22 protein-coding genes are annotated in these 20,528 nt (G+C 68.4%); 14 read left to right on the top strand and 8 right to left on the bottom strand.

The genetic code is table 11. The features are described 5' to 3' along the window. Nucleotide 1: 1 nt before the first annotated feature. The gene (locus tag DJ029_RS01270) at nucleotides 2-991 is read right to left on the bottom strand and encodes a polyprenyl synthetase family protein (RefSeq protein WP_112320513.1); all 990 of its coding nucleotides are present in this window, start codon (nucleotides 989-991) and stop codon (nucleotides 2-4) included. A gap of 51 nt (nucleotides 992-1,042) precedes the next feature. On the opposite strand from DJ029_RS01270, the gene DJ029_RS01265 reads away from it, so the two are divergent. From DJ029_RS01265 to DJ029_RS22445, 3 genes are read left to right on the top strand one after another with little or no spacing between them, the layout of a single operon-like run. Continuing rightward, nucleotides 1,043-1,258, top strand: coding sequence for a putative signal transducing protein (locus DJ029_RS01265; protein ID WP_112320512.1), 216 nt, complete (start codon nucleotides 1,043-1,045; stop codon nucleotides 1,256-1,258). Further along, complete coding sequence (locus DJ029_RS01260; protein ID WP_112320511.1) at nucleotides 1,236-2,021, top strand: tRNA1(Val) (adenine(37)-N6)-methyltransferase; 786 nt, start codon at nucleotides 1,236-1,238, stop codon at nucleotides 2,019-2,021. Before DJ029_RS01265 ends, DJ029_RS01260 begins: the two co-directional genes overlap by 23 nt. Next, nucleotides 2,005-2,280, top strand: coding sequence for a YdcH family protein (locus DJ029_RS22445; RefSeq protein ID WP_308860755.1), 276 nt, complete (start codon nucleotides 2,005-2,007; stop codon nucleotides 2,278-2,280). The genes DJ029_RS01260 and DJ029_RS22445 overlap by 17 nt, the downstream gene beginning before the upstream one ends. A 165-nt stretch (nucleotides 2,281-2,445) precedes the next feature. Here the strand turns inward: DJ029_RS22445 and DJ029_RS01250 are convergent, their stop codons facing one another. The 4 genes from DJ029_RS01250 to def (DJ029_RS01235) all read right to left on the bottom strand — a co-directional run bounded on the left by DJ029_RS01250 (nucleotide 2,446) and on the right by def (DJ029_RS01235) (nucleotide 4,768). Next, a complete protein-coding gene (locus DJ029_RS01250) occupies nucleotides 2,446-2,685 on the bottom strand; it encodes a GlsB/YeaQ/YmgE family stress response membrane protein (protein ID WP_112320509.1) in 240 nt (79 codons plus the stop codon). Between the two features lie 132 nt (nucleotides 2,686-2,817). Further along, nucleotides 2,818-3,738, bottom strand: a complete 921-nt coding sequence (gene fmt, locus DJ029_RS01245; RefSeq protein ID WP_112320508.1) for a methionyl-tRNA formyltransferase — start codon at nucleotides 3,736-3,738, stop codon at nucleotides 2,818-2,820. Further along, entirely contained in the window at nucleotides 3,735-4,241 is a 507-nt protein-coding gene (gene def, locus DJ029_RS01240; protein ID WP_112320507.1) for a peptide deformylase, read from the bottom strand. The genes fmt and def (DJ029_RS01240) overlap by 4 nt, the downstream gene beginning before the upstream one ends. Continuing rightward, nucleotides 4,241-4,768: a peptide deformylase gene (gene def, locus DJ029_RS01235; protein ID WP_308860676.1), complete on the bottom strand. Its 528-nt coding sequence runs from the start codon at nucleotides 4,766-4,768 to the stop codon at nucleotides 4,241-4,243. Before def (DJ029_RS01235) ends, def (DJ029_RS01240) begins: the two co-directional genes overlap by 1 nt. Nucleotides 4,769-4,868: 100 nt before the next feature. Here def (DJ029_RS01235) and DJ029_RS01230 point away from each other — a divergent pair, with 100 nt between their 5' ends. The 3 genes from DJ029_RS01230 to DJ029_RS01220 all read left to right on the top strand — a co-directional run bounded on the left by DJ029_RS01230 (nucleotide 4,869) and on the right by DJ029_RS01220 (nucleotide 8,549). After that, nucleotides 4,869-6,044 carry a MalY/PatB family protein gene (locus DJ029_RS01230; RefSeq protein ID WP_112320505.1) on the top strand — a complete coding sequence of 392 codons (1,176 nt, stop codon included), beginning with the start codon at nucleotides 4,869-4,871 and terminating at the stop codon, nucleotides 6,042-6,044. Nucleotides 6,045-6,179: 135 nt separating this feature from the next. Next, on the top strand, nucleotides 6,180-7,424 hold the full coding sequence (locus tag DJ029_RS01225; protein ID WP_112320504.1) for a multidrug effflux MFS transporter: 1,245 nt from the start codon (nucleotides 6,180-6,182) through the stop codon (nucleotides 7,422-7,424). A 165-nt stretch (nucleotides 7,425-7,589) separates the two neighbouring features. Next, nucleotides 7,590-8,549 (top strand): L-malyl-CoA/beta-methylmalyl-CoA lyase, encoded by a 960-nt coding sequence (locus DJ029_RS01220; RefSeq protein WP_112320503.1) that lies wholly within the window; start codon nucleotides 7,590-7,592, stop codon nucleotides 8,547-8,549. A 57-nt stretch (nucleotides 8,550-8,606) separates the two neighbouring features. Here DJ029_RS01220 and DJ029_RS01215 read toward each other — a convergent pair whose 3' ends face one another. Continuing rightward, nucleotides 8,607-9,179, bottom strand: a complete 573-nt coding sequence (locus DJ029_RS01215; protein ID WP_112320502.1) for a TlpA family protein disulfide reductase — start codon at nucleotides 9,177-9,179, stop codon at nucleotides 8,607-8,609. A 30-nt stretch (nucleotides 9,180-9,209) separates the two neighbouring features. Here DJ029_RS01215 and argH point away from each other — a divergent pair, with 30 nt between their 5' ends. Both argH and DJ029_RS01205 read left to right on the top strand, forming a co-directional pair. Continuing rightward, nucleotides 9,210-10,607 carry an argininosuccinate lyase gene (gene argH, locus DJ029_RS01210; RefSeq protein WP_112320501.1) on the top strand — a complete coding sequence of 466 codons (1,398 nt, stop codon included), beginning with the start codon at nucleotides 9,210-9,212 and terminating at the stop codon, nucleotides 10,605-10,607. Nucleotides 10,608-10,688: 81 nt separating this feature from the next. Next, nucleotides 10,689-10,841 (top strand): argininosuccinate lyase, encoded by a 153-nt coding sequence (locus tag DJ029_RS01205; protein ID WP_112320500.1) that lies wholly within the window; start codon nucleotides 10,689-10,691, stop codon nucleotides 10,839-10,841. Between the two features lie 21 nt (nucleotides 10,842-10,862). Here the strand turns inward: DJ029_RS01205 and DJ029_RS01200 are convergent, their stop codons facing one another. Next, on the bottom strand, nucleotides 10,863-12,788 hold the full coding sequence (locus DJ029_RS01200; RefSeq protein WP_112320499.1) for a BTAD domain-containing putative transcriptional regulator: 1,926 nt from the start codon (nucleotides 12,786-12,788) through the stop codon (nucleotides 10,863-10,865). Between the two features lie 160 nt (nucleotides 12,789-12,948). Here DJ029_RS01200 and DJ029_RS01195 point away from each other — a divergent pair, with 160 nt between their 5' ends. From DJ029_RS01195 to DJ029_RS01185, 3 genes are all read left to right on the top strand, one after another. Beyond that, nucleotides 12,949-13,257 (top strand): DUF2834 domain-containing protein, encoded by a 309-nt coding sequence (locus tag DJ029_RS01195; RefSeq protein ID WP_112321295.1) that lies wholly within the window; start codon nucleotides 12,949-12,951, stop codon nucleotides 13,255-13,257. After that, on the top strand, nucleotides 13,257-14,525 hold the full coding sequence (gene lysA / locus DJ029_RS01190) for a diaminopimelate decarboxylase (RefSeq protein WP_112320498.1): 1,269 nt from the start codon (nucleotides 13,257-13,259) through the stop codon (nucleotides 14,523-14,525). The genes DJ029_RS01195 and lysA overlap by 1 nt, the downstream gene beginning before the upstream one ends. Nucleotides 14,526-14,588: 63 nt before the next feature. Next, nucleotides 14,589-17,144 (top strand): TIGR02302 family protein, encoded by a 2,556-nt coding sequence (locus DJ029_RS01185; protein WP_112320497.1) that lies wholly within the window; start codon nucleotides 14,589-14,591, stop codon nucleotides 17,142-17,144. Between the two features lie 93 nt (nucleotides 17,145-17,237). Here DJ029_RS01185 and DJ029_RS01180 read toward each other — a convergent pair whose 3' ends face one another. Further along, on the bottom strand, nucleotides 17,238-18,062 hold the full coding sequence (locus DJ029_RS01180; protein ID WP_157966224.1) for a zinc-ribbon domain-containing protein: 825 nt from the start codon (nucleotides 18,060-18,062) through the stop codon (nucleotides 17,238-17,240). A 131-nt stretch (nucleotides 18,063-18,193) separates the two neighbouring features. Here DJ029_RS01180 and DJ029_RS01175 point away from each other — a divergent pair, with 131 nt between their 5' ends. The 3 genes from DJ029_RS01175 to DJ029_RS01165 are packed head-to-tail and all read left to right on the top strand — an operon-like array spanning nucleotide 18,194 to nucleotide 20,526. Then, the gene (locus DJ029_RS01175) at nucleotides 18,194-18,871 is read left to right on the top strand and encodes a cell division ATP-binding protein FtsE (protein ID WP_112320495.1); all 678 of its coding nucleotides are present in this window, start codon (nucleotides 18,194-18,196) and stop codon (nucleotides 18,869-18,871) included. After that, complete coding sequence (locus DJ029_RS01170; RefSeq protein WP_112320494.1) at nucleotides 18,868-19,758, top strand: cell division protein FtsX; 891 nt, start codon at nucleotides 18,868-18,870, stop codon at nucleotides 19,756-19,758. Before DJ029_RS01175 ends, DJ029_RS01170 begins: the two co-directional genes overlap by 4 nt. Before the next feature lie 15 nt (nucleotides 19,759-19,773). Beyond that, nucleotides 19,774-20,526, top strand: a complete 753-nt coding sequence (locus DJ029_RS01165; protein ID WP_112320493.1) for a lysophospholipid acyltransferase family protein — start codon at nucleotides 19,774-19,776, stop codon at nucleotides 20,524-20,526. Nucleotides 20,527-20,528: the final 2 nt, after the last annotated feature.

Raw genomic sequence — 20,528 nt, 5'->3', positions numbered from 1 at the left:
CTCAGACGACGCGGCTCACCACGAAATCCGCCAGGTCGCCAAGGATGGCGCGCAGTTCGCTTTCGGGCAGGCCGTCCAAGGCGGCGCGGGCCTTCCCGATCTCTTCCAGGGCCATTTCGCGGGTCTGCTCCAGCGCGCCATGCTTTGCCATCAGGCCCTGCGCGTGTTCCAGGTCGCCATCCTCTTGCCGGCCCCGCTCGATCACACGCACCCAGAAAGCGCGCTCTTCGGCGTCGGCCTGCTCCACCGCCAGGATGACGGGCAGGGACATCTTGCGCTCACGGAAATCGTCGCCCACGTTCTTGCCGAGGCTGGCGGTCACGCCGCCGTAATCCAGCAGGTCGTCCACGATCTGGAACGCGATCCCCAGCGCATCGCCGTAGTCGCGCAACGCCTCGGCGTGGGGTTCGGGCGCGTCGGCGATCACTGCCCCGGCTTCGGTCGCGGCGGCGAACAGGGCGGCGGTCTTGCCGCGGATCACCTTCATGTAGATATCCCGCCCGGTGGCCAGGTTCTGCGCCGCGCTGAGTTGCAGCACCTCGCCCTCGGCGATGACGGCGGCGGCGTTGGACAGGATCGAAAGGACCCGCAGGCTACCGGTTTCGACCATCAACTGGAACGAGCGGGCGAAAAGGTAATCCCCCACCAGCACGGAGGAGGGATTGTCCCACAGCAGGTTGGCCGTCGGCCGCCCGCGCCGCTGGTCGCTGTCGTCCACCACGTCGTCATGCAGCAGCGTCGCGGTGTGGATGAATTCGACCGTCGCGGCCAGCCCCACGTGATGCGGGCCGTCGTAGCCGCAAAGCCGCGCCGCGGCGAGGGTCAGCAGCGGGCGCAGCCGTTTGCCCCCGGCGTTGACCAGGTGCGCCGTCACCTCGGGAATGCGGGGCGCGTGTTCCGACGCCATGCGGGTCGCGATCAGGTGATTGACCGCCTCCATATCCTCGTGAAGAAGGGCCTGCAGCCGCTCAAACGCACCTTGTTCCGACATTTACCGCTGTCCCGCCTCGACGCCCGGATCGCACCCGGATAGGGTTCGATCATGGAAGAAATCCTCAGCACCACGGACCCGACGGTGATCGCCTTTGCCACAGCACTCCTGCGGGGCGAGGATATAGAGTGCTTTGTGATGGACGTCCATATGAGCATCATGGAAGGGTCGATCGGGATCTTCCCCAGACGGATGATGGTCGCGCGCCGGGATGCCTTCCGCGCCCGCGCCATCCTGCGTGACAATGACATCGAGCTTGCAGGCTGACGCGCTCAGCCAGGATGCCTTTCTGGGCGGGCGGCTGACGCTGTTCCAGCCGCGAAAGGGGTATCGCGCCGGGGTCGATCCGGTGTTCCTGGCCGCGGCGGTCCCGGCGCGGGCGGGGGAGCAAGTGCTCGACCTCGGCTGTGGCGTCGGGGCGGCGGCCCTGTGCCTGCTGGCGCGGGTGCCGGGGCTTGGCGCGACGGGGCTTGAGTTGCAGGCGCCCTACGCCGCGCTGGCCCGGCGGAACGCCGCCCATAACGCGCTGAACCTGCAGGTGATCGAGGGCGACGTCGCCGCCCCGCCGCCCGCGCTGCGTGCGCTGAGCTTCGATCACGTGATCATGAACCCGCCCTATTTCATCGAGGCCGCCGCCTGCGCCGCCCCGGATCCCGGCCGGGCGCTTGCCCAGCGCGAGGCGGGCGCGCGGCTGGCGGAATTCCTAGATCAGGGCCTGCGCCGCCTGCGCCAGGGCGGTAGCCTGACCGTCATTCACCGGGCCGAGCGGCTGGCCGACCTGCTGGCCGGGCTAAGCGGGCGGGCGGGCGATATCAGGGTTCTGCCCCTTCAATCGCGGTCGGGCCGCGCGGCGGGCCGGGTACTGGTGCAGGCGCGCAAGGGGGCGCGCGCGCCGCTGACCCTGCTTGCGCCGTTCACGCTGCACGAGGGCGCGCGTCACGTCAGCGACGGGGCGGATTACACCGCCAAGGCAGAGGCGATCCTGCGTGGCGTCGCGCCGCTGCCGCTCGGCGATGATCCCCGTCAATAGAATGCCACGCAATTCCCTACGTGACAGGGGCTATCGAATCGTGCTGCAATCATTCTGCGGGTCGAATGATAACAGAGGAGATGCGTACATGAGTTTGAGTTCACACCTCACCGAACTCCGTAAGAAGCACGAAATCCTGTCCCGCAGGATTGAGGAAGAGCAACGCAGCCCAGGCGCCGACGATCTTCACCTCGTCGATCTGAAACGCCAGAAGCTTCATCTCAAGGACGAGATCGAGCGTATCGCGCAGCAGGTCTAGCGCCCCACCGGACAACCGAAAGAACTGAAGACACAATCGCCATTCCAGGCGGCCGGCCCGAGTTGGGACATGTCGGCCGCTTGGGCCTTTGAGCAGCATTCCCCGGTGGACCTGTTGCGCCCCCGGGGCAAAGCCGGGATCCGGGCGCGCGGAAGCTGAGCTTGCTCAGCGGCGCTCGATGAAGACCTTGTAGGCCCAGAGCAGCGCCAGCGTCCCGACGAGGGCGCCGACGAATCCCGCCGCGGCCCCCAGCCCGGCGATGAGCAGCCGAAGCAACACCCCGCCCACAAGCGCCCCGACCACGCCGAGCGCGATGGTCTGTGCGACGCCCATGTTGACGTTCATGATCCGTGTCGCCAGGAACCCCGCCGCTGCGCCGATGATGATCAGATAGACAATGCCCATGGCCGCCACTCTTTCCTGTTGATATCGCGATCCGCAGTCGTGCCGAGAGTCGCGGCGCGCCGCATGCGCGTTGTTCGTTGCGCCCACCTTACCCGCCGCGCAGGGCAAAACCAGCCCCCGGGGCGGCCGTGATCAGGCGGTGTCGCGCACGGTGCCGAGCACCGTGCCGGGCGCGATCGGCGCGCCGCGCAGGAAACTGTCGGCGTCCTGCGCGCCCTTGCCCGCGCGCTGCGCGCTGGTGACTTCGACCGCGCCGGTGCCGCAGGCGACCTTGAACCCGTGCAATACCTCACCCGGCGCGCCGGTCCCTTCGCCTAGGCGCGAGGACAGAAGCTTGATGCGTGTACCGTCCAGCTCGGTCCAGGCGCCCGGAAAGGGGGACAGTCCGCGAATCTGGCGGTCCACCTCGGTCGCGGGGCGGGTCCAGTCGATCCGCGCCTCGGACTTGTGGATCTTGTCGGCATAGGTGACGCCGACCTCGGGCTGTGGCGTCACCGGGGCGGGCAGGCCGTTCAGGGTTTCCACGATCAGCCCGGCGCCAAGCGCGGACAGCTTGTCGTGCAGCGTTCCGGTCGTATCCTCGGGGCGGATCGGCAGGCTGGCGCGCGTGAGCACGGGGCCGGTGTCCAGCCCGGCGTCCATCTGCATGATGCAGACCCCGGTTTCACTGTCTCCGGCCATGATCGCGCGATGGATCGGCGCCGCCCCCCGCCAGCGCGGCAACAGCGAGGCGTGGATGTTCAAACAACCGAAGCGCGGCGCGGACAGGATATCCTGGGGCAGGATCAGCCCGTAGGCGACCACGACAGCAACATCGGCGTTCAGCGCGGCGAAATCGGCGATGGCTTCGTCGTTGCGCAGCCGCGCGGGGCTGCGCACCTCAAGCCCCAGCGCCTCGGCGCGGGCGGCGACGGGGACGGGGCGGGGCTTCTTGCCGCGACCGGCGGGCCGGGGCGGCTGGGTGTAGACCGCCGCCACCTCGTGCCCGGCGGCGACGAGCGCGTCCAGCGTCGGCACCGAGAACGCCGGGCTGCCCATGAAAACCACTCTCATCCGTGCCCCCGCTTCATCGCCTTCTGGTGCTTGGCCACGATCATCCGGCGCTTCACCGGGCTCAGGTGGTCGATGAACAGCCGCCCGTTCAGGTGATCCACCTGGTGCTGGACGGAGGTCGCCCAGAGCCCGACGAAATCACGCTCTTCCTCGTCACCGCGATCGTTCAGGAAGCGCACCGTGACCGCGCGGGGGCGGCTGACCCGGGCCCAGTGGCCAGGCAGGTTCGGGCTGCCTTCCTCATGCTCGCGCATCTGGGTCGAGGCGTGCAGAATCTCGGGGTTGGCAAGGCGCAGCGGCTGGTCGCGGTGGTCAGAACAGTCCAGCACGATGACCCGCTGCAACACGCCGATCTGGTTCGCGGCCAGGCCAACGCCGGGCATGGCGTACATCGCGCCCAGCATCTCGTCCCAGAGGGCGCGGGTCTGGTCGGTCACCGCGTCGATCGGGCTGGCGACCGTGCGCAGGCGCTTGTCGGGGTACATCACGAAGGGGCGGGGCATCAGCTGCGCGCCAGCTCCTTCTTCAGCTTTTGCATCTTGCGGGTGACCATCTGGCGGCGCACCGCGCCGAGGTAGTCGATGAAAAGCTTGCCGTTCAGGTGGTCCAGCTCGTGCTGGGCGCAGATCGACCACTGGCCGTCGAGCTCTTCCTCGTGCTCCTTGCCGTCGATATCGAGGAACTTCAGGCGGATAACCTCGGAACGGTCGACCTCGGCGTAGTAGTCGGGGATGGACAGGCATCCTTCCTCGGACGTGACGACCATGTCGTTTTCCCAGGTAATCTCGGGGTTGATGCAGACCATGGGCTTGGTGCCGGGGTGATCCCGGTCGCAATCCATCACGAAGATTCGCTGCATCGCGCCGATCTGCGGCGCGGCCAGCCCGATGCCCGGCGCGTCGTACATCGTCTCGAGCATGTCCTCGGCCAGCTTGCGCACGTCGGCATCGATGGCGTCGATGCGCGGCACGGTCTTGCGCAAGCGCGGGTCGGGGTGGATAAGGATCGGGCGCAGTGTCATGGCGGTCATGTATTGAATCGCCCCGGCTTTCGCAAGTGGACCGGGCTTGTACTGCCCTGACTGCTTCCTAGCTACTTAAAGCCCCCGATTATCGACGGAATGCCCATCCATGCCCTTTGACTTCGACAAGCCCATCGACCACCGGAACACCAACTCCTCCAAATGGGACGGAATGGAGGCCTATTCCGGCGTTTCCCCCGATACCGGCATCGCGATGTGGGTGGCAGAGATGGACTTCCAGTCGCCCCCAGCCGTGAACGCCACCCTGCGGAAACTGGCGGACCACGGCGCGCACGGTTACTTCGGCAACCCCGCCCCCTATTACGAGGCGATCACCGGCTGGATGCGCCGCCGGCACAGCTGGCACGTGCGCCCCGAGTGGATCCTGACGACGCAGGGGCTGTGCAACGCACTGGGCATGGTGATCCAGACGTTCAGCGCGCCCGGGGACGGGGTGATCGTCTTCGCGCCCGTCTACCACGCCTTTTACCGCCTGATCGAAGCGAACGAGCGGCGGGTGGTCGAAAGCCGGCTGCGCCTTTCGGACCGGCGCTACGAGATGGACCTCGCCGCGCTGGAAGCGAAACTCGACGGGTCCGAGCGGATCATGTTGCTCTGCTCGCCGCACAACCCGGGCGGGCGCGTCTGGAGCGTGGCGGAACTGCGCGCCGTCGCCGCCTTCTGCAAGAAGCACGACATCCTGCTGGTGTCGGACGAGGTGCATCACGATCTCGTTTTTCCCGGCTACCATCACACGGTGATGGCAAATGCCGCGCCGGATATCGCGGACCGGCTGATCATGCTGACCGCGCCGAGCAAGACCTTCAACCTGGCCGGGTTCGAGACCGGGCAAATCATCGTGTCCGACGAGGCCCTGCGCGCGCGACTGCGCAAGACGCTGCAGGCGGCCAATATCGGCGTGTCGCGGATTGGCGCGATGGCGACCATGGCCGCCTACGCCTACGGTGAGCCCTGGCTGCGCGAGCTCATCACCTACCTGGATGAGAACCGCCGCATGTTCGATGCCGGGATCGACCGCATTCCCGGCCTGAAGTGCATGCCGATGCAGGCGACCTACCTGGCCTGGGTGGATTTCTCCGGCACGGGCATGGAGCCGGCCGAGTTCACCCGCCGCGTGGAGCAGGACGCGAAGATCACCGCCAGCCACGGCAGCGCCTTCGGCACCGGCGGGGAGTCCTTCCTGCGCTTCAACATCGCCACCCGGCGTGCGCTGATCGGCGATGCGCTGGAGCGGTTGGAACACGCCTTCGCCGACCTTCAATAGGCGGCCAGAAGGCGGCGGACCCACTGTGTAAACAGTCTGTGAAGCGGCGGAGCGTTGAACTTCCGCCGATCAGGCGGCAATGTGGGATCACGGCCGTCGAATTATTCTTGGCGACCGTTGCATTTTGAGGATTCCATGACCATTTCGTCCGCTCCCCCGCCCCGCCAGCGGGCCGTCTGGCTTGACCGGACGACCCCACCGAAGGTCCTGACGCTCGTTCTGATCGCGGGACTGGGCGCACTCAGCATGAACGTTTTCCTGCCCTCGCTGCCGTCCATGGCCGCCTATTACAACGCGGATTACGCGGTGGTCCAACTGGCTGTTTCGGCCTACCTCGGCGCGACGGCGCTGGTGCAGCTGGTTATCGGCCCGCTGTCGGACCGATACGGTCGGCGGCCGGTCATGCTGGGCGCGGTCGCGATTTTCTCATTCGCCACGCTGGGCTGCATCTTCTCGCCCAGTATCGAGATGTTCCTGGTCTTTCGCATGATCCAGTCGGTTGTTGCCGCGGGCATCGTGCTGAGCCGGGCGATCGTGCGGGACATGGTGCCAGCGGACAAGGCGGCGTCGATGATTGGCTACGTGACCATGGGCATGTCGCTGGTGCCGATGGTCAGCCCGATGATCGGCGGCGTGCTGGACCAGTGGCTTGGCTGGAAGGCGACGTTCTTCTTCATGCTGGCCTTCGGGCTGGCGGTCGGCTGGCTGGTCTGGAACGACCTCGGGGAATCCAACGATCAGCGCTCGGACAGTTTCGGCGCGCAGTTCCGCGCCTATCCCGAGCTTGTCCGCTCCCGCCGGTTCTGGGGCTACACGCTGGTGGCGAGTTTCGCCTCGGGGTCGTTCTTCGCGTTCCTCGGGGGCGGGCCCTATGTGGCGACGGTGGTGCTGGGCATGAACCCGGCGGAGCTGGGGCTGTACTTCGGCTTCATCGCGCTGGGCTACATGATCGGCAACTACGTCTCGGGCCGGTTTTCCGAGGCGTTCGGGCTGAACGCGATGATGTTCTATGGCTCGGCCGTTGCGATGCTGGGGCTGATCGCCGGGATTACGCTGTTCCTGCTCGGCTTCGCCCACCCGATTTCGCTGTTCGGCTCGATCCTGTTCGTGGGTCTCGGCAACGGCATGACGCTGCCCAACGCCAACGCGGGCATCGTGTCGGTGCGTCCGCACCTGGCGGGCAGCGCCTCGGGCTTGGGCGGGGCGATGATGATCGGCGGCGGCGCCGGGCTGGCGGCGCTGACCGGCATGCTGCTGACGCCGGAACGCGGCGTCTGGCCGCTGCTGCTGATGATGCTCGCCTCCTCCATCGCGGCGATCGCCATGGCGGGCTACGTGATCCACGTCGCGCGCAAGGTCAGCGCCGAGGCGGCGGGCTGAGGCACGAAAGGCGGGGGCGCACCACCACCCCTACCCCCCCCCCCCCCCCCCCCCCCCCCCGCCATTTCGCGGGTGCAGCAAAAACCATCTTGACAGGCAGGCGCAATATTGTGATCCCATTAATTACTCAGACGTAATTTCATTTCGCAACGGAAACGCACGCCCATGAGCTTCAAGGTCCAGCCCGCCCCGCCCGCCCGCCCGAACCGCTGCCAGTTGTTCGGCCCCGGCTCCCGCCCGGCGCTGTTTGCCAAGATGGCCGCCTCGGACGCGGACGTGATCAACCTGGACCTGGAAGACAGCGTCGCCCCCGCCGACAAGGCCGAGGCGCGCGCCAATGTCATCACCGCCCTGAAAGAGGTGGACTGGGGCCGCAAGCGCGTCTCGGTCCGGATCAACGGGCTGGACACGCCCTACTGGTACCGCGATGTCGTCGACCTGGTGGAACAGGGCGGCGCGCGGCTGGACCAGATCATGATCCCGAAGGTGGGCTGCGCGGGCGACCTTTACGCCGTTGATGCGCTGGTCAGCGCGGCGGAGACGGCGGTGGGGCGCGAAACGCCCATCGCCTTCGAGGTCATCATCGAAACCGCCGCCGGTTTCGCCCATGTGGAGGAGATCGCCGCCGCCTCGCCCCGGCTGGAGGCGATGAGCCTTGGCGCGGCGGATTTCGCCGCCTCCATGGGGATGGCGACGACGGGAATCGGCGGCACGCAGGAGGGCTACTACATGCTGGACCCCGAGGGCGCGCGGCACTTCGCGGATCCCTGGCACGGGGTGACGGCGGCCATCGTCGCGGCCTGCCGCACCCACGGTATCCTGCCGGTGGACGGGCCGTTCGGCGATTTTTCCGACACCGAAGGATTCCGCGCGCAGGCGCGCCGCTCGGCCACGCTGGGGATGGTGGGCAAATGGGCGATCCACCCCAGCCAGATCGCGCTGGCGAACGAGGTCTTCACCCCCTCCGAGGCGCAATTGACCGAGGCGCGCGAGATCCTGGCCGCCATGGCCGAGGCGGAAGCCGCCGGGCAGGGCGCGGCCGTCTACAAGGGGCGGCTGGTGGACCTGGCCTCGATCCGCCAGGCCCGGGTCATCGTCACCCAGGCCGAGATGATCGCAAGCTGACATGCGCCGCAGAAGGTGGGCTTGGAAAAGCCCACCCTACGGCGTTCGTCCCGGCACCTAGCTGCCCGAGCCGATCAGCGCCTCGATGATCGCGCGCGCGCTGTCCGACGACCAGTCCGCGCCGCCCTGCATGCGGGCGATCTCGTTTCCGTCGCGGTCCAGTACCAGCGTGACCGGCAGGCCCAGCACGCCGAGACCGCGCGCCGCCTCGGACTTCGGGTCGAGGTAGGTGTCGAGGCTTTCCACCCCGACTTCCGCGTTGAACCGTTCGATCCCCTCGAGGCTGTTGCGCCCGGTGGCGATGGCGATCACTTCGAAATCGGGCCCGGAGAGCGCCTTGTTCAGCGCGTCGAGCGCGGGCTTTTCCGCCCGGCAGGGGGCGCACCAGGTGGCCCAGAAGTTCACCAGCCGCACCTTACCGTTGCTGTCGGCGAGGGTGACCTCCGCCCCGGCCTTGTCAGTGAACGTGATGGCGTCGAGCGCCCGGGCATCCGCGTGCACGGCGAGCTTGCGCATGTCGCCCTCCCGCAGGGCCTCCAGCGCCTCAGTCGGGGGGGCGGCGAAGGCGGCATTTGCGAATAGGGCAAGGGATGCGTATAGAAGCGCTCGCAACGCGGGGCGGGTTTTCATGGCCGGTCTTGCCTTTCTCATAGGTCGAACATGTCAGACACAGCCAGCAACAAGATGTGGGGCGGACGCTTTGCCTCGGGACCCGATGCGATCATGGAGGCGATCAACGCCTCCATCGGGTTCGACAAGCGCATGGCCGCCCAGGATATCGAAGGCAGCCGTGCCCACGCAGCGATGCTGGCCGCCTGTGGTGTCATCAGCGATAGCGATGCAAAGGCGATCCGGGAAGGCCTGCTCACGGTCTTGTCAGAAATCGAGGCCGGGGATTTCAACTTCTCCACCGCGCTGGAAGACATCCACATGAACGTGGAGGCCCGGCTGGTCGAGCTGATCGGAGAGGCCGGCAAGCGCCTACACACCGGGCGCAGCCGCAACGACCAGGTGGCGCTGGATTTCCGCATGTGGGTGCGCGACCAGTGCGACGCCGCCATCGGGGCGCTGGAGGCGGTGATCCGCGCGCTTCTGGACCAGGCCGAGGCCGGGGCCGACTGGGTGATGCCGGGCTTCACGCACCTTCAGGTGGCCCAGCCCGTCACCTGGGGGCATCACATGATGGCCTACGTTGAAATGTTCGCCCGTGACCTGTCCCGCTTCCGCGATGCGCGTGTGCGGATGAACGAATGCCCCCTTGGCGCGGCGGCGCTGGCGGGCACCTCCTTCCCGATCGATCGGGACATGACGGCGGCGGCGTTGGGCTTCGACCGGCCGACCGCCAACTCGCTGGACACGGTGGCGGACCGCGATTTCGCGCTGGAATTCCTTGGCGCCTCCAGCATCTGCTCGATGCACCTGAGCCGTCTGGCAGAGGAGCTGGTGATCTGGTCCTCGGCGCAGTTCCGCTTCGTGGCGCTGTCGGACCGCTTTTCCACCGGCTCCTCGATCATGCCGCAGAAGAAGAACCCCGATGCGGCCGAACTGGTCCGCGCCAAGGTGGGCCGGATCCTGGGCGCGCAGGTCGGGCTGACCATGGTGATGAAGGGGCTGCCGCTGGCTTATTCCAAGGACATGCAGGAAGACAAGGAACAGGTTTTCGACGCCGCCGACAGCCTGATGCTGGCGCTGGCCGCCACGGCGGGCATGGTCGCGGACATGACCGCCAACCGCGACTCGCTGGCGGCGGCGGCGGGCTCGGGCTTTTCCACGGCGACGGACCTGGCGGACTGGCTTGTTCGCGCCCTTGGCCTGCCCTTCCGCGAGGCGCATCACGTCACCGGCGCGCTGGTCAAGATGGCCGAGGATCGCGGCTGCGACCTGCCGGACCTGACGCTGGAGGACATGCAGGGCGTTCACGGCGAGATTACCGAGGATGTGTTCGGCGTGCTCGGCGTGGAAAACTCCGTGGCCAGCCGCGTCAGCTATGGCGGGACCGCTCCGGTCCGCGTGCGCGAGCAGATCGCGCGCTGGCGCGCGGCGATCACCCAAGCCTAACATGCGTCGACATTTCGGTTTGACCTGGTGGGGAATGGCCCCCACCATCTGCCGGGGCCCTTATCTGAGGTGAGAAATACCATGCGTTGGATCATCGTCGCCGCCGTGCTGGCGGGCTGTGGGATAAAGGGCGATCCGCTGCCCGTGCAGGAGCCGGAGCCGGAGCCGGTCAAGACCGGGCTTTCGATCTCTGGCACCGCCAGCATCGGCGTCACCACCACCATCCGCAACTGAACCGCGCCGGGGCCAGGCGTTTCAGTCCTGGTCCGGGTCTTCCGACCAGACCTGGTCGATCAACTGGTGGAGGGCCTCGATATAGTGCCGCTCATGGCGCCATTCGGGCAGGCTGGCGATGGCGATTTCCCGGGTCAGACCGGGATATTGCGCGCGCCAGCGCCGCGTTTCTTCCAGCGCCTGCTGCTGATCCCCGAGTAGGGCATAGGTGCCCGCCAGCATCCGCCGCGCCCAGCTGACGCCGGGCCCGTGCAGGATGCCGGCCTTTACCTCGGTCAGGGCGTCTTCGTAGCGCCGTTGCAGGCGCAGCGCGGCGGCGCGTCCGAGGTGGATATTGAAACGGAACGGATCGAGCGGCGACAGCGCCTCGGCCCGGTCCATCGCCGCGAGCGAGGCGTCCGCCTGCCCCTCGTAGACATGCAGCCAGCCGCTGCGCATCCACGCCCAGGCGTTGTTGGGATCGACCTGCAGGGCGCGGTCCACATAGGATCGGGCCAGCGGGAAGTCGATGTTCAGCACCGACAGGGCGGCGGACAGCGCGGTCAGCACGGCGGGGCGGTCGCCCGCGACCAGCCCGCCGCGTTCGATCACACGCTGGGTTTCGGCCCGGTCGCGGGCCGGGTCGTCCGACCAGTGATAGGTGCAGTGCTGCGCCCGCGCCCAGGCCAGGTAGCCAAGGGCGAGCGGGTCCTCGGGGCGGGCGTCCAGCGCGGCTTCGAGGTGGGCGATGGCCAGCAGGTTCTCGCCCTTTCGATGCGCCCAGAAGTGCGGCAGCGCCGAGAGCACCTGTTCATAGGCGCTGCGCTCGGCCTTGGGGCGGCGGTGGGCGCGGTCGATCTCGGCCCGGCGCAGGTGCGGGGCGAGGTGCCCGGCCACCTGCACGGCGATCCGGTCCTGCAGGTCGAACACGTCTCCCAGGGTGTCGTCCAGGCGCTCTGACCAGTGCGTCAGCCCGCTGTCCCCGGCGATCAGCTGGACGGAGATGCGCACACGCTCGCCCGCGCGGCGCACGCTGCCCTCGACCAGGTAGTCCGCCCCCAGCCGCGCCGCGGCGGTGCGGTGATCCCGTTCGTCCGGGCCAAGGGAATAGGCGGACTGGCGGGCGATCACGTCGAAGGCGTCGGTGCGGGACAGGGCGCTGGTGATTTCTTCCACGATGCCGTCGGCGAACATGTCGCCCGACGGCGCGCCGAGTTCCTCGAACGGCAGAACGGCCAGCACGGGGCGGCGTTTGTCCGGTTGCGGCGGGCTGGCGGCGGGCGCTGCGGCGGCGCGCAGGCTGTCCGCCAGCGCGGCGGTTTCGGGGGTCGGTGCGACCTGCAACTCGGCGTGCAGGCCCGCGGCGAAATAGCGATAGGCCGCCAGCGCGCCGGCCCGGTTGCCGAGCGCGGCTTCCGCACGCATCAACAGGCGGATCGCGGGTTCCGCGATCGGGTCGATGGCCAGCGCGTCGCGGGCCGCGCGGCGGGCGCTGTCGCCAGCGCCTGCCTCAAGGGCCTGTTCGGCGCGGCGTAAGGCATCGCCCAGGGCGCTGTCCGAGTGGTTGCGGCGCTGCTCCGCAAGCCAGTCGCTGAAGCCGGGACTCGTCAGCTGGAACCCCTCGAGGAACGGCGCGGCGGTCGCGGCGGCGGGGGCTTCCTCGACGGCGCCCTCCTCAAGCCAGACGTGGGTCCGGTCGCTGGCGAGCGTGGCTTCCGGCAGCAGGCGGCGCAGCGCCGTCAGCTCCTGGCGCAGCGAGGCGCGGGCCTGCGCCTCTCCCCGCTCACCCCAGATCAGCGTGGCGAGGTCGGCGCGCGCCATCCGCTGCCCCGGCGTCCGGGCCAGCACGCACAGGATCGCCGCGCCGCGCAGCGGCAGGTGCAGGGGGGCGCCACCCGCTTCGGCGCGAAACGGGCCGCAAAGATCAAGGGTCAGGCGCGCGGCCATGGGCGGTGTTCCGAAAAGCATCCGTCGCCCTGTCTAACATGTCCGCCCCAAGGGGTGGAGCGTCAATTCCAGCCGCGCCCCTGCCCGACGCGCCCCCACCCGCCCTGCTGGCGGCCCTTGACCGGCTTTGGTGCAGGGGCTACCTGCGGGCGGGTCTGACGGAAGGGGCTCCTTTGCCATGATGCGCATACTCTACCTGGTCCTCGCAATCGCGGGGACGATCGTGCCGATGTACTATTTCATCGGCTGGTTCATGGAAAACGGCTGGTCGATCATGGCGATGGTCGATGCTTGGCATGCGAACCTCGCCACGTCGGGGCTGGTGTGGGACCTGACCATCGCGGCGGTCACGCTGACGATCTGGTGCCTGGTCGAGTCGATCTCGCGCCGTAACTGGGCGGGGCTGCTGGCGATCCCGGCGACCTATTTCATCGGGGTCAGCTGTGGCTTGCCGCTGTACCTGTTCCTGCGGACGCGGGGGCGCGGCTGATGGATCATTTCCTGTACCGCAACGGCATCCTTCACGCCGAGGATGTGCCCGTCACCCGCATCGCGGCCGAGGTCGGCACACCCTTCTACGTCTATTCCACTGCCACGCTGACCCGCCACTACCGTGTCTTCGAGGAAGCGCTGAGCGGCCTGCCGCACCTGATCTGCTACGCCATGAAGGCGAATTCCAACCTGGCCGTGCTGAAGGTTCTGGCGGACCTTGGCGCGGGAATGGACGTTGTTTCGGGCGGGGAATACAAGCGCGCGCGCGCCGTCGGCGTGCCGGGCGACAAGATCGTCTTTTCCGGCGTCGGCAAGACCCCGGCGGAAATGCGCCTCGCGCTGGAAGGCGGCATCCGCCAGTTCAACGTGGAAAGCGAGCCCGAGCTGGAGTTGCTGAGCGTGGTGGCGAGCAAGGCCGGGATCGAGGCGCCGATCACCATCCGCGTCAACCCGGACGTGGATGCCAAGACCCATGCCAAGATCGCCACCGGCAAGTCCGAGAACAAGTTCGGCATTCCCATTGCCCGGGCGCGCGAGGTCTATGCCCGCGCCGCGGCACTTCCGGGGCTGCGGGTGGTCGGCGTCGATGTGCACATCGGCTCACAGCTGACCGACCTGGACCCGTATCGCTCGGCGTTCCTGAAGGTGGCGGACCTGACGCGGGAGCTGCGCAGCGACGGGCATGACATCGCCCGCGTCGACCTGGGCGGCGGCCTGGGCATTCCCTACATGAGCACCAACGAAGCGCCGCCCCTGCCCAGCGATTACGGCAAGATCGTGCATGAGACCGTGGGCGACCTCGGCGCCGAGATCGAGATCGAGCCGGGCCGCCTGATCGCCGGCAACGCGGGCCTGCTGGTCAGCGAGGTGCTGTTCGTCAAGAACGGCGAGGACCGCGATTTCCTGATCCTGGACGCGGCGATGAACGACCTGATACGCCCCGCGATGTACGATGCGCATCACGACATCATCCCCGTGGTCGAGCCGGTTCCCGGCGAGGACCCGCATGTCTATGACGTGGTTGGCCCGGTCTGCGAAAGCGGCGATACCTTCGCGAAGCGCCGCGTCATGCCGGTGATGGGCGCGGGCGAAATGGTCGCCTTCCGCTCGGCCGGGGCCTACGGCGCGGTGATGGCGTCGGAGTATAATTCCCGCCCCCTGATCCCCGAGGTCCTGGTTCAGGGCGATCAATTTGCCGTGGTCCGGGCAAGACCAACCTTTGACGAAATGCTTTCGCGCGATACCATACCCTCATGGCTTGAGTGATCGGGGCGCAGAAACCGCCGACGCTTGTGTCCTTTCAGGGGGTATTTTGAAGCGGACGGCACTTTGAGCACGAACCATGACGACAGGGTGAACAAAGGGCGCGCGCGGCTGGAACGCCAGATCGCCCGCGCCCGCCGCGCGATGCTGGCCGAGCGGCTGGCCGCCGCGCTTTGGCCGGTCGTGACCGCGCTGATGCTTGGCGCGGCGTTCTGGGCCTTTGGCGGGCTGTCGCTGGTGCCGCCAGACGGCGTGCTGGTCGTCATCGTGGCTTTCGCGCTGTTGGTGGGGCTTGTTCTCTGGCGGGGGCTGCGCGACGTGCGCTGGCCCGACCGTGCCGCCGCCGCCGCGCGGCTGGACGCGGACCTGCCGGGGCGGCCGATCTCGGCGCTGGGTGACAAGATGGCTATCGGTGCGGGCGATGCCGGGGCGCAAGCGCTCTGGGCCGCGCACCTGGAGCGGATGGCGGACGCCGCCGCCGCCGCGCGGGCCCGTCGTCCCGATCCCCAGCTTGCGCGCCGCGATCCCTGGGCGCTGCGCCTGTCCGGCGCCGTCGTGCTCGGCGCGGCGATCCTGTTCGCCCGCGCACCCGCCCCGGTCGACCTGAGCGTGCCTCTGGGCGGCGGCGGGGCCCCCATCGCGGCGGGCCCGAGTTACGAGGCCTGGGCCAATCCGCCCGCCTACACGGGACGCCCGACCATCTACCTGAACGCCGACTCGGCCCCGGTGCTGGACCTGCCCACCGGCACCGAGGTGACGGTCCGCGTCTATGGCACCGAGGGCGGCCACATCCTGCGTGAGAGCGTTTCCGGCGGGCAGACCGCACTGGCGGAAGTGGCCGAGGGCATCCTCTCGGCCAGTTTCACGGTGACCGCCGCGGGGGAATTCAGCCTCTCGGAAGGGGAGCAGCGGCTGGCGGGCTGGCAGGTCACGATGATCCCCGACGCGCCGCCCGAGATCGCGCTGAAAGGCACCCCAGGGCGCACCGTGGACGGCGCCATGGAGCTTGGGTTCAACGCCAGCGATGACTACGGCGTCGTGCGGGCGGATGCGACGATCACCCTCGACCTGGCCGCGGTGGACCGCCGCTACGGCCTGCGCGCCGCGCCCGAGCCGCGCGAGGCGCTGGTCCTCGACCTGCCGATGCCCCTGTCCGGCGGCACCGAGGAAGTGGACGAGGTCCTGATCGAGAACCTGGCCAAGCACCCCTGGGTGGGCCTGCCCATCGTCATCGACCTGCGCGCCGAGGATGCGGCCACGCAGGAAGGGCACGCCACGGCGCGTGATATCGAGCTGCCGGGGCGGCGTTTTTTCGACCCGCTGGCGCGCGCGATCCTGGAACAGCGCCGGGACCTGCTGTGGACGCGGGAAAATGCCCCGCTCGTCGACCAGATGCTGCGCGCGATCACCCACGCGCCCGAGGATATCTTCGACAATACCACCGCCTACATGATGACCCGCATGGCCCTGCGCCGCCTCGGCTATGCTGCCGAGGACGGGCTGAGCCTGGCCGAGCAGGAGGATATCGCCGAACTGCTCTGGGTCGCGGCGGTGACGGTGGAGGACGGCAGCCTCGGCGACGCGCGCGAGCGTCTGCGCCGCGCACAGGAACGCCTGTCGGACGGGCTGCGCAACGGCGCGACGGACGAGGAAATCGCCGAGTTGATGGACGAGCTGCGCCAGGCGATGCAGGACTTCATGCAGCAGCTTGCCCAGGAAGCCCTGCGCAACCAGAACCAGATGGCCGAACAGCAGCCGATGGACCCGAACCAGATGCTGAGCCCCGACCAGCTTCAGGAAATGCTGGACCGGATCCAGGAACTGGCCGAAAGCGGCCAGCAGGAAGCCGCCGAGGCCCTGCTGGAGCAGCTGCGCCAGATGCTCGAAAACATGCAGATGCAGATCACCCAGGGCGGGCAGGGGCAACAGGGCCAGCAGGGTCAGCAGACCATGCAGGAGTTGCAGGATACCCTGCGCCAGCAGCAGGACCTGGCCGACGACAGCTTCCAGGAGTTGCAGCGCCAGTTCAACCAGCAGCGCCAGCAGGGCCAGCAAGGGCAACCGGGCCAGAACCAGCCCGGCCAGCAGGGGCAGGGCGGCAACCAGCCCGGCCAGGGCCTGAACCCCGACGAGCTTGCCCAGCGGCAGGAAGCCCTGCGCCGGATGCTCGACCAGTTGCAGGACCAGCTTCCCGGCCCCGGAACGGAAGGCGGCGCCCAGGCGCGCGACCTGCTGGACGAGGCTGAGCGCCAGATGGGCGACGCCCGCGACAACCTGGACGAGGGCGACCTGAACTCGGCGCTGGACCGCCAGGCCGAGGCGCTGGACGCGCTGCGTGAGGGGATCAGGGGCCTCAACGAGGAAATGAGCCAGCAGGCCCAGCAGAACCAGGGCGACGCGGGCCAGGAGGCGGGCGAAGGCTTCGCGCGGGACAACCGCGATCCGCTGGGCCGCCCCTCGGGCACGCGGGGCAACCTGCGCAGCGACGAGAACCTGCTGCCGGGCGAGGACGTGATGCGCCGCGCGCGGGAGTTGTTCGACGAAATCCGCCGCCGCTCCGGCGATCAGAGCCGGCCCGAGGAAGAGTTGGACTACCTGCGCCGCTTGCTCGACCGGTTCTGAGGCGGGGCCGGCGCACAACCCGGCTGCCGCGGTCATGAAACGAAAACGGCGCCTCGTTGGGGCGCCGTCATACGTTGAAGGGGGCTGTGCGGCCTACTGGCTTTCGGCTGCCGCCTCGTCACCGCCCTGCAGGTCGGCGATCTTGTCCATGACCACGACGGAGTATTCCGCATAAAGCGCCTCGGCCTTGACCCGGCCTTGCTGCACAAGCTCCGCGTATTGATCCAGGTAGGGGGCGGCGGGCGGATAGGCCCCGGCGATGTCGGCGCGGAAGGCGAAGACCCCGGCGCCGATGGCGACCAGCACCAGCGCGGCGATGAACCCCGTCTTCAGGCCGCCGCCGCTGCGCTCACGCCTTGGGCCGACTTCTTCCTCGTAACGTTGCAGCGCCTCGGCCAGGCCGTCACGGCGGCCCGGAACGGGCGTGGACGGCTTCTTGTCGAGGTTCCACTTGCGCCGCTCCTTGTCGTCCTCGACGGCGTCGACGTCGATTCCGACCGCCTCCGCGGCGACACGCAGGTTGCGCTTCTGGGATTTCGCGTCGCTGGACTGCTGGACCGGCCCCTCGGCGGCAATCTGCTCACGCAGCGCTGCCAGGATCGCCTCGTCGTCGTCCTCGTCATCCTCTTCGGGGGCGGTGTAGCTGGTCGCCGGCTCGGGCGATGCGACCCCGTCGCGGGCAGACAATTCGTCCCGCACGGCGCGGGCCAGTTCCTCGCGTTCCTGTTCCGGCAGGCGCTGGGACGGGGCAGCGGGCGCTTGCGCGCCGAGGTCCAGGCGCATCGGCGCTTCGGCTTTCACGGGATACTGGACCCAGACTTCCTCGCAGCTCGAGCACTGGACCTCGCGGCCCTCCTCGGGGAACAGCGTTCCGTCGACCTCATACTCGGATCCGCAACTCGGACAGACCAGACGCATACTGCTCACCCTTTTGTTTACACCGCTTCTGCGGCAACCGACGATACCCCCGCGCATCATTAACGTCCTTGCATCCCGTTGCAACCCGTGGGAACCACGCTGAGCCCCATCGGAAAAGAGACGCGCGCCGCATGATCGCCTTTGACAACGTGGATTTCGGCTACGGAGACCAGCCCATCCTGGCCGGCGTCAGCCTGACGCTTGAACCGGGCGGGTTCTATTTCCTGACCGGGCCATCCGGCGCGGGAAAAACCACCTTCCTTAACCTCGTGACCCTGGCAACGCTGCCAAAGGCGGGACGGGCGACGTTTTTCGGGATCGACCCGGCGGGCGAGGATCGCGACGGCATCGCGACGTTGCGCCAGCGCATGGGCATGGTGCACCAGAACTGCCAGTTCCTGGACCACCTGACCCTGCGCGAGAATATCGCCCTGCCGCTCGAAGTCAGCGGCCGCCGCCGCCCCGAGCATGACGGCGACATCAGCGACCTGCTGGCATGGGTCGCGCTGGATCACCGCGCCGACGCCCACCCGCCCGAACTGTCGGGCGGAGAGCGCCAGCGCGCAGCCCTGGCCCGCGCCGTGATCCTCAGTCCCGAGATCCTGGTGGCCGACGAACCCACCGGCAACATCGACCGGGAGATGGGCGAGAAGGTCCTCGGCCTGATGGTGGAACTGAACCGGCTGGGGCGCACCATCCTTGTGGCGACCCACGACCTCGACCTGATCCGCACCGCAAAGCGCGATGTTTCGGCGCGGGTCATGCGGATCAACGACCGCCGAATCGAACTGGCGGGGGCAGAGCTGTGAAGGCGCTGGCATCCGCCCTCAGCCTGTTGCGCGGCGATCCGAAGGCGGACGCCGTCGTGCCGCCCAGCGGCGCCACCGGCCATCTGACCGCGCTGGCGACGGCGGCGTTGGCGTTCCTGACCGTCTTCGCCCTGGCGGCGAGCCTGGCCGCCGACCGCGCTGCCGCGCGCTGGTCCGGCGCGTTGCAGGGCCAGTCCACCCTGGAAGTCCCGATCACCGCCGAGGGGCGCGAGGCGCAGGCCGCGCGGGCCGAGCGGATCCTTTCCCAGACCCCCGGCATCACCCGCGCAGAGCAGCTTGACGCGGAGCAGACGCGCGCGCTTCTGTCGCCCTGGATCGGCGACCCCTCGGTGCTGGAGGCGATCGACCTGCCGCTGATCTTCGCGCTGCGCGAAGCGCCGGATTTCGACCCGGCGGGGCTGACCCAAAGGCTGCGCGGCGAACTGCCCGAGGCGATCTATCACCGGCATGAGGCCTGGTCCGGGCGGATCGCAAGAACCGCGGGGCAGGTGCAGTGGCTGGCCTTCACCTTCGTTGCGATCTGCTTCGGGGTGACGGCGGTGGTCGTGACGCTCGCGGCGCGCGCCGCGCTGGCGATGCATGCCCGGGTGATCGAGACGCTGCGCGTCATCGGGGCGCGCGATACCTACGTGGCGCGCGCCTTCGTGCGGCGCTTCACCCTGCGGGGCCTGACCGGCGCGCTGATCGGCACCGCGCTGGGGCTGGCGGTGCTGGCCGCGCTCAGCAACGGGCCGGAACTGTCCGCCCTTTCTCCGCACGGCTTCGGCGAATGGGTGCTGTTCGCCATCATTCCGCTGCTGAGCGCGATCCTGTCCTTCGCCGCCACGCGTCGCGCCGCGTTCCACGTGCTGACCCGCCTTGCCTGATCGGAGCTTGTTCCCATGACCATCCTGCGTTCCCTGGTGTTCGATATCTTGTTCTACGGCCTGTTGGCGGTGCAGGGGATCCTGTGCCTGCCGCTGGTGCTCTGGTCGCGGGGGGGGACCTACTGGGCGCTGAAGACCTATTGCCGGATCACGATCTGGCTGCTGGAAAAGATCGTCGGCCTGAAGGTCGAGGTGCGGGGCACGGTGCCGCAGGGCGACGTCATTGTCGCCTCCAAGCACCAGTCGTTCCTGGATATCCTGATCCACATGCGCGAACTGCCGCGCGCGCGCTTCATCATGAAGAAGGAACTGCGCTGGGCGCCGATCCTGGGGCTATATGCGCTTCGGATCGGCTCCATCCCCGTGCATCGCGGCCGCAAGGGCGAGACGGTGAACAAGATGGTGGCGCGCGAAGCCCGCGAGAACGGCGCGCCGGGGCAGCTGGTGATCTATCCCCAGGGCACGCGGGTCGCGCCCCATGTGGATGCGCCCTACAAGGTGGGCGCGGGGGTCCTTTACCAGCGGTTCGGCAAGACCTGTGTGCCCGCCGCGACCAACGCGGGCCTGTTCTGGGGGCGCAACAGCTGGGTGCGCAAGCCGGGGCTGGCGATCGTGGAATACCTCGACCCGATCCCGCCGGGGGTGAAGCTGTCCAGCTTCATGCTGCAGATGGAAGAAGCGGTGGAGACCGCCTCGGACGCGCTGATGGCGGAAGTCGGGCACCCGCGTCCGACAGCGCGCCCGCTGCGCGCCCCGAAAGCGGAGTAAAC

Source organism: Oceanibium sediminis, from assembly GCF_003265325.1.
Classification (GTDB): domain Bacteria; phylum Pseudomonadota; class Alphaproteobacteria; order Rhodobacterales; family Rhodobacteraceae; genus Halovulum; species Halovulum sediminis.
This window is presented reverse-complemented; position numbering and strand designations above follow the sequence as displayed.

Coding starts and splice junctions, on each gene's coding strand:
- DJ029_RS01270 (WP_112320513.1), bottom strand. CDS start 991: ATGTCGGAACAAGGTGCGTTTGAGCGGCTGCAGGCCCTTCTTCACGAG.
- DJ029_RS01265 (WP_112320512.1), top strand. CDS start 1,043: ATGGAAGAAATCCTCAGCACCACGGACCCGACGGTGATCGCCTTTGCC.
- DJ029_RS01260 (WP_112320511.1), top strand. CDS start 1,236: ATGACATCGAGCTTGCAGGCTGACGCGCTCAGCCAGGATGCCTTTCTG.
- DJ029_RS22445 (WP_308860755.1), top strand. CDS start 2,005: ATGATCCCCGTCAATAGAATGCCACGCAATTCCCTACGTGACAGGGGC.
- DJ029_RS01250 (WP_112320509.1), bottom strand. CDS start 2,685: ATGGGCATTGTCTATCTGATCATCATCGGCGCAGCGGCGGGGTTCCTG.
- fmt (WP_112320508.1), bottom strand. CDS start 3,738: ATGAGAGTGGTTTTCATGGGCAGCCCGGCGTTCTCGGTGCCGACGCTG.
- def (WP_112320507.1), bottom strand. CDS start 4,241: ATGCCCCGCCCCTTCGTGATGTACCCCGACAAGCGCCTGCGCACGGTC.
- def (WP_308860676.1), bottom strand. CDS start 4,768: ATGACCGCCATGACACTGCGCCCGATCCTTATCCACCCCGACCCGCGC.
- DJ029_RS01230 (WP_112320505.1), top strand. CDS start 4,869: ATGCCCTTTGACTTCGACAAGCCCATCGACCACCGGAACACCAACTCC.
- DJ029_RS01225 (WP_112320504.1), top strand. CDS start 6,180: ATGACCATTTCGTCCGCTCCCCCGCCCCGCCAGCGGGCCGTCTGGCTT.
- DJ029_RS01220 (WP_112320503.1), top strand. CDS start 7,590: ATGAGCTTCAAGGTCCAGCCCGCCCCGCCCGCCCGCCCGAACCGCTGC.
- DJ029_RS01215 (WP_112320502.1), bottom strand. CDS start 9,179: ATGAAAACCCGCCCCGCGTTGCGAGCGCTTCTATACGCATCCCTTGCC.
- argH (WP_112320501.1), top strand. CDS start 9,210: ATGTCAGACACAGCCAGCAACAAGATGTGGGGCGGACGCTTTGCCTCG.
- DJ029_RS01205 (WP_112320500.1), top strand. CDS start 10,689: ATGCGTTGGATCATCGTCGCCGCCGTGCTGGCGGGCTGTGGGATAAAG.
- DJ029_RS01200 (WP_112320499.1), bottom strand. CDS start 12,788: ATGCTTTTCGGAACACCGCCCATGGCCGCGCGCCTGACCCTTGATCTT.
- DJ029_RS01195 (WP_112321295.1), top strand. CDS start 12,949: ATGCGCATACTCTACCTGGTCCTCGCAATCGCGGGGACGATCGTGCCG.
- lysA (WP_112320498.1), top strand. CDS start 13,257: ATGGATCATTTCCTGTACCGCAACGGCATCCTTCACGCCGAGGATGTG.
- DJ029_RS01180 (WP_157966224.1), bottom strand. CDS start 18,062: ATGCGTCTGGTCTGTCCGAGTTGCGGATCCGAGTATGAGGTCGACGGA.
- DJ029_RS01175 (WP_112320495.1), top strand. CDS start 18,194: ATGATCGCCTTTGACAACGTGGATTTCGGCTACGGAGACCAGCCCATC.
- DJ029_RS01165 (WP_112320493.1), top strand. CDS start 19,774: ATGACCATCCTGCGTTCCCTGGTGTTCGATATCTTGTTCTACGGCCTG.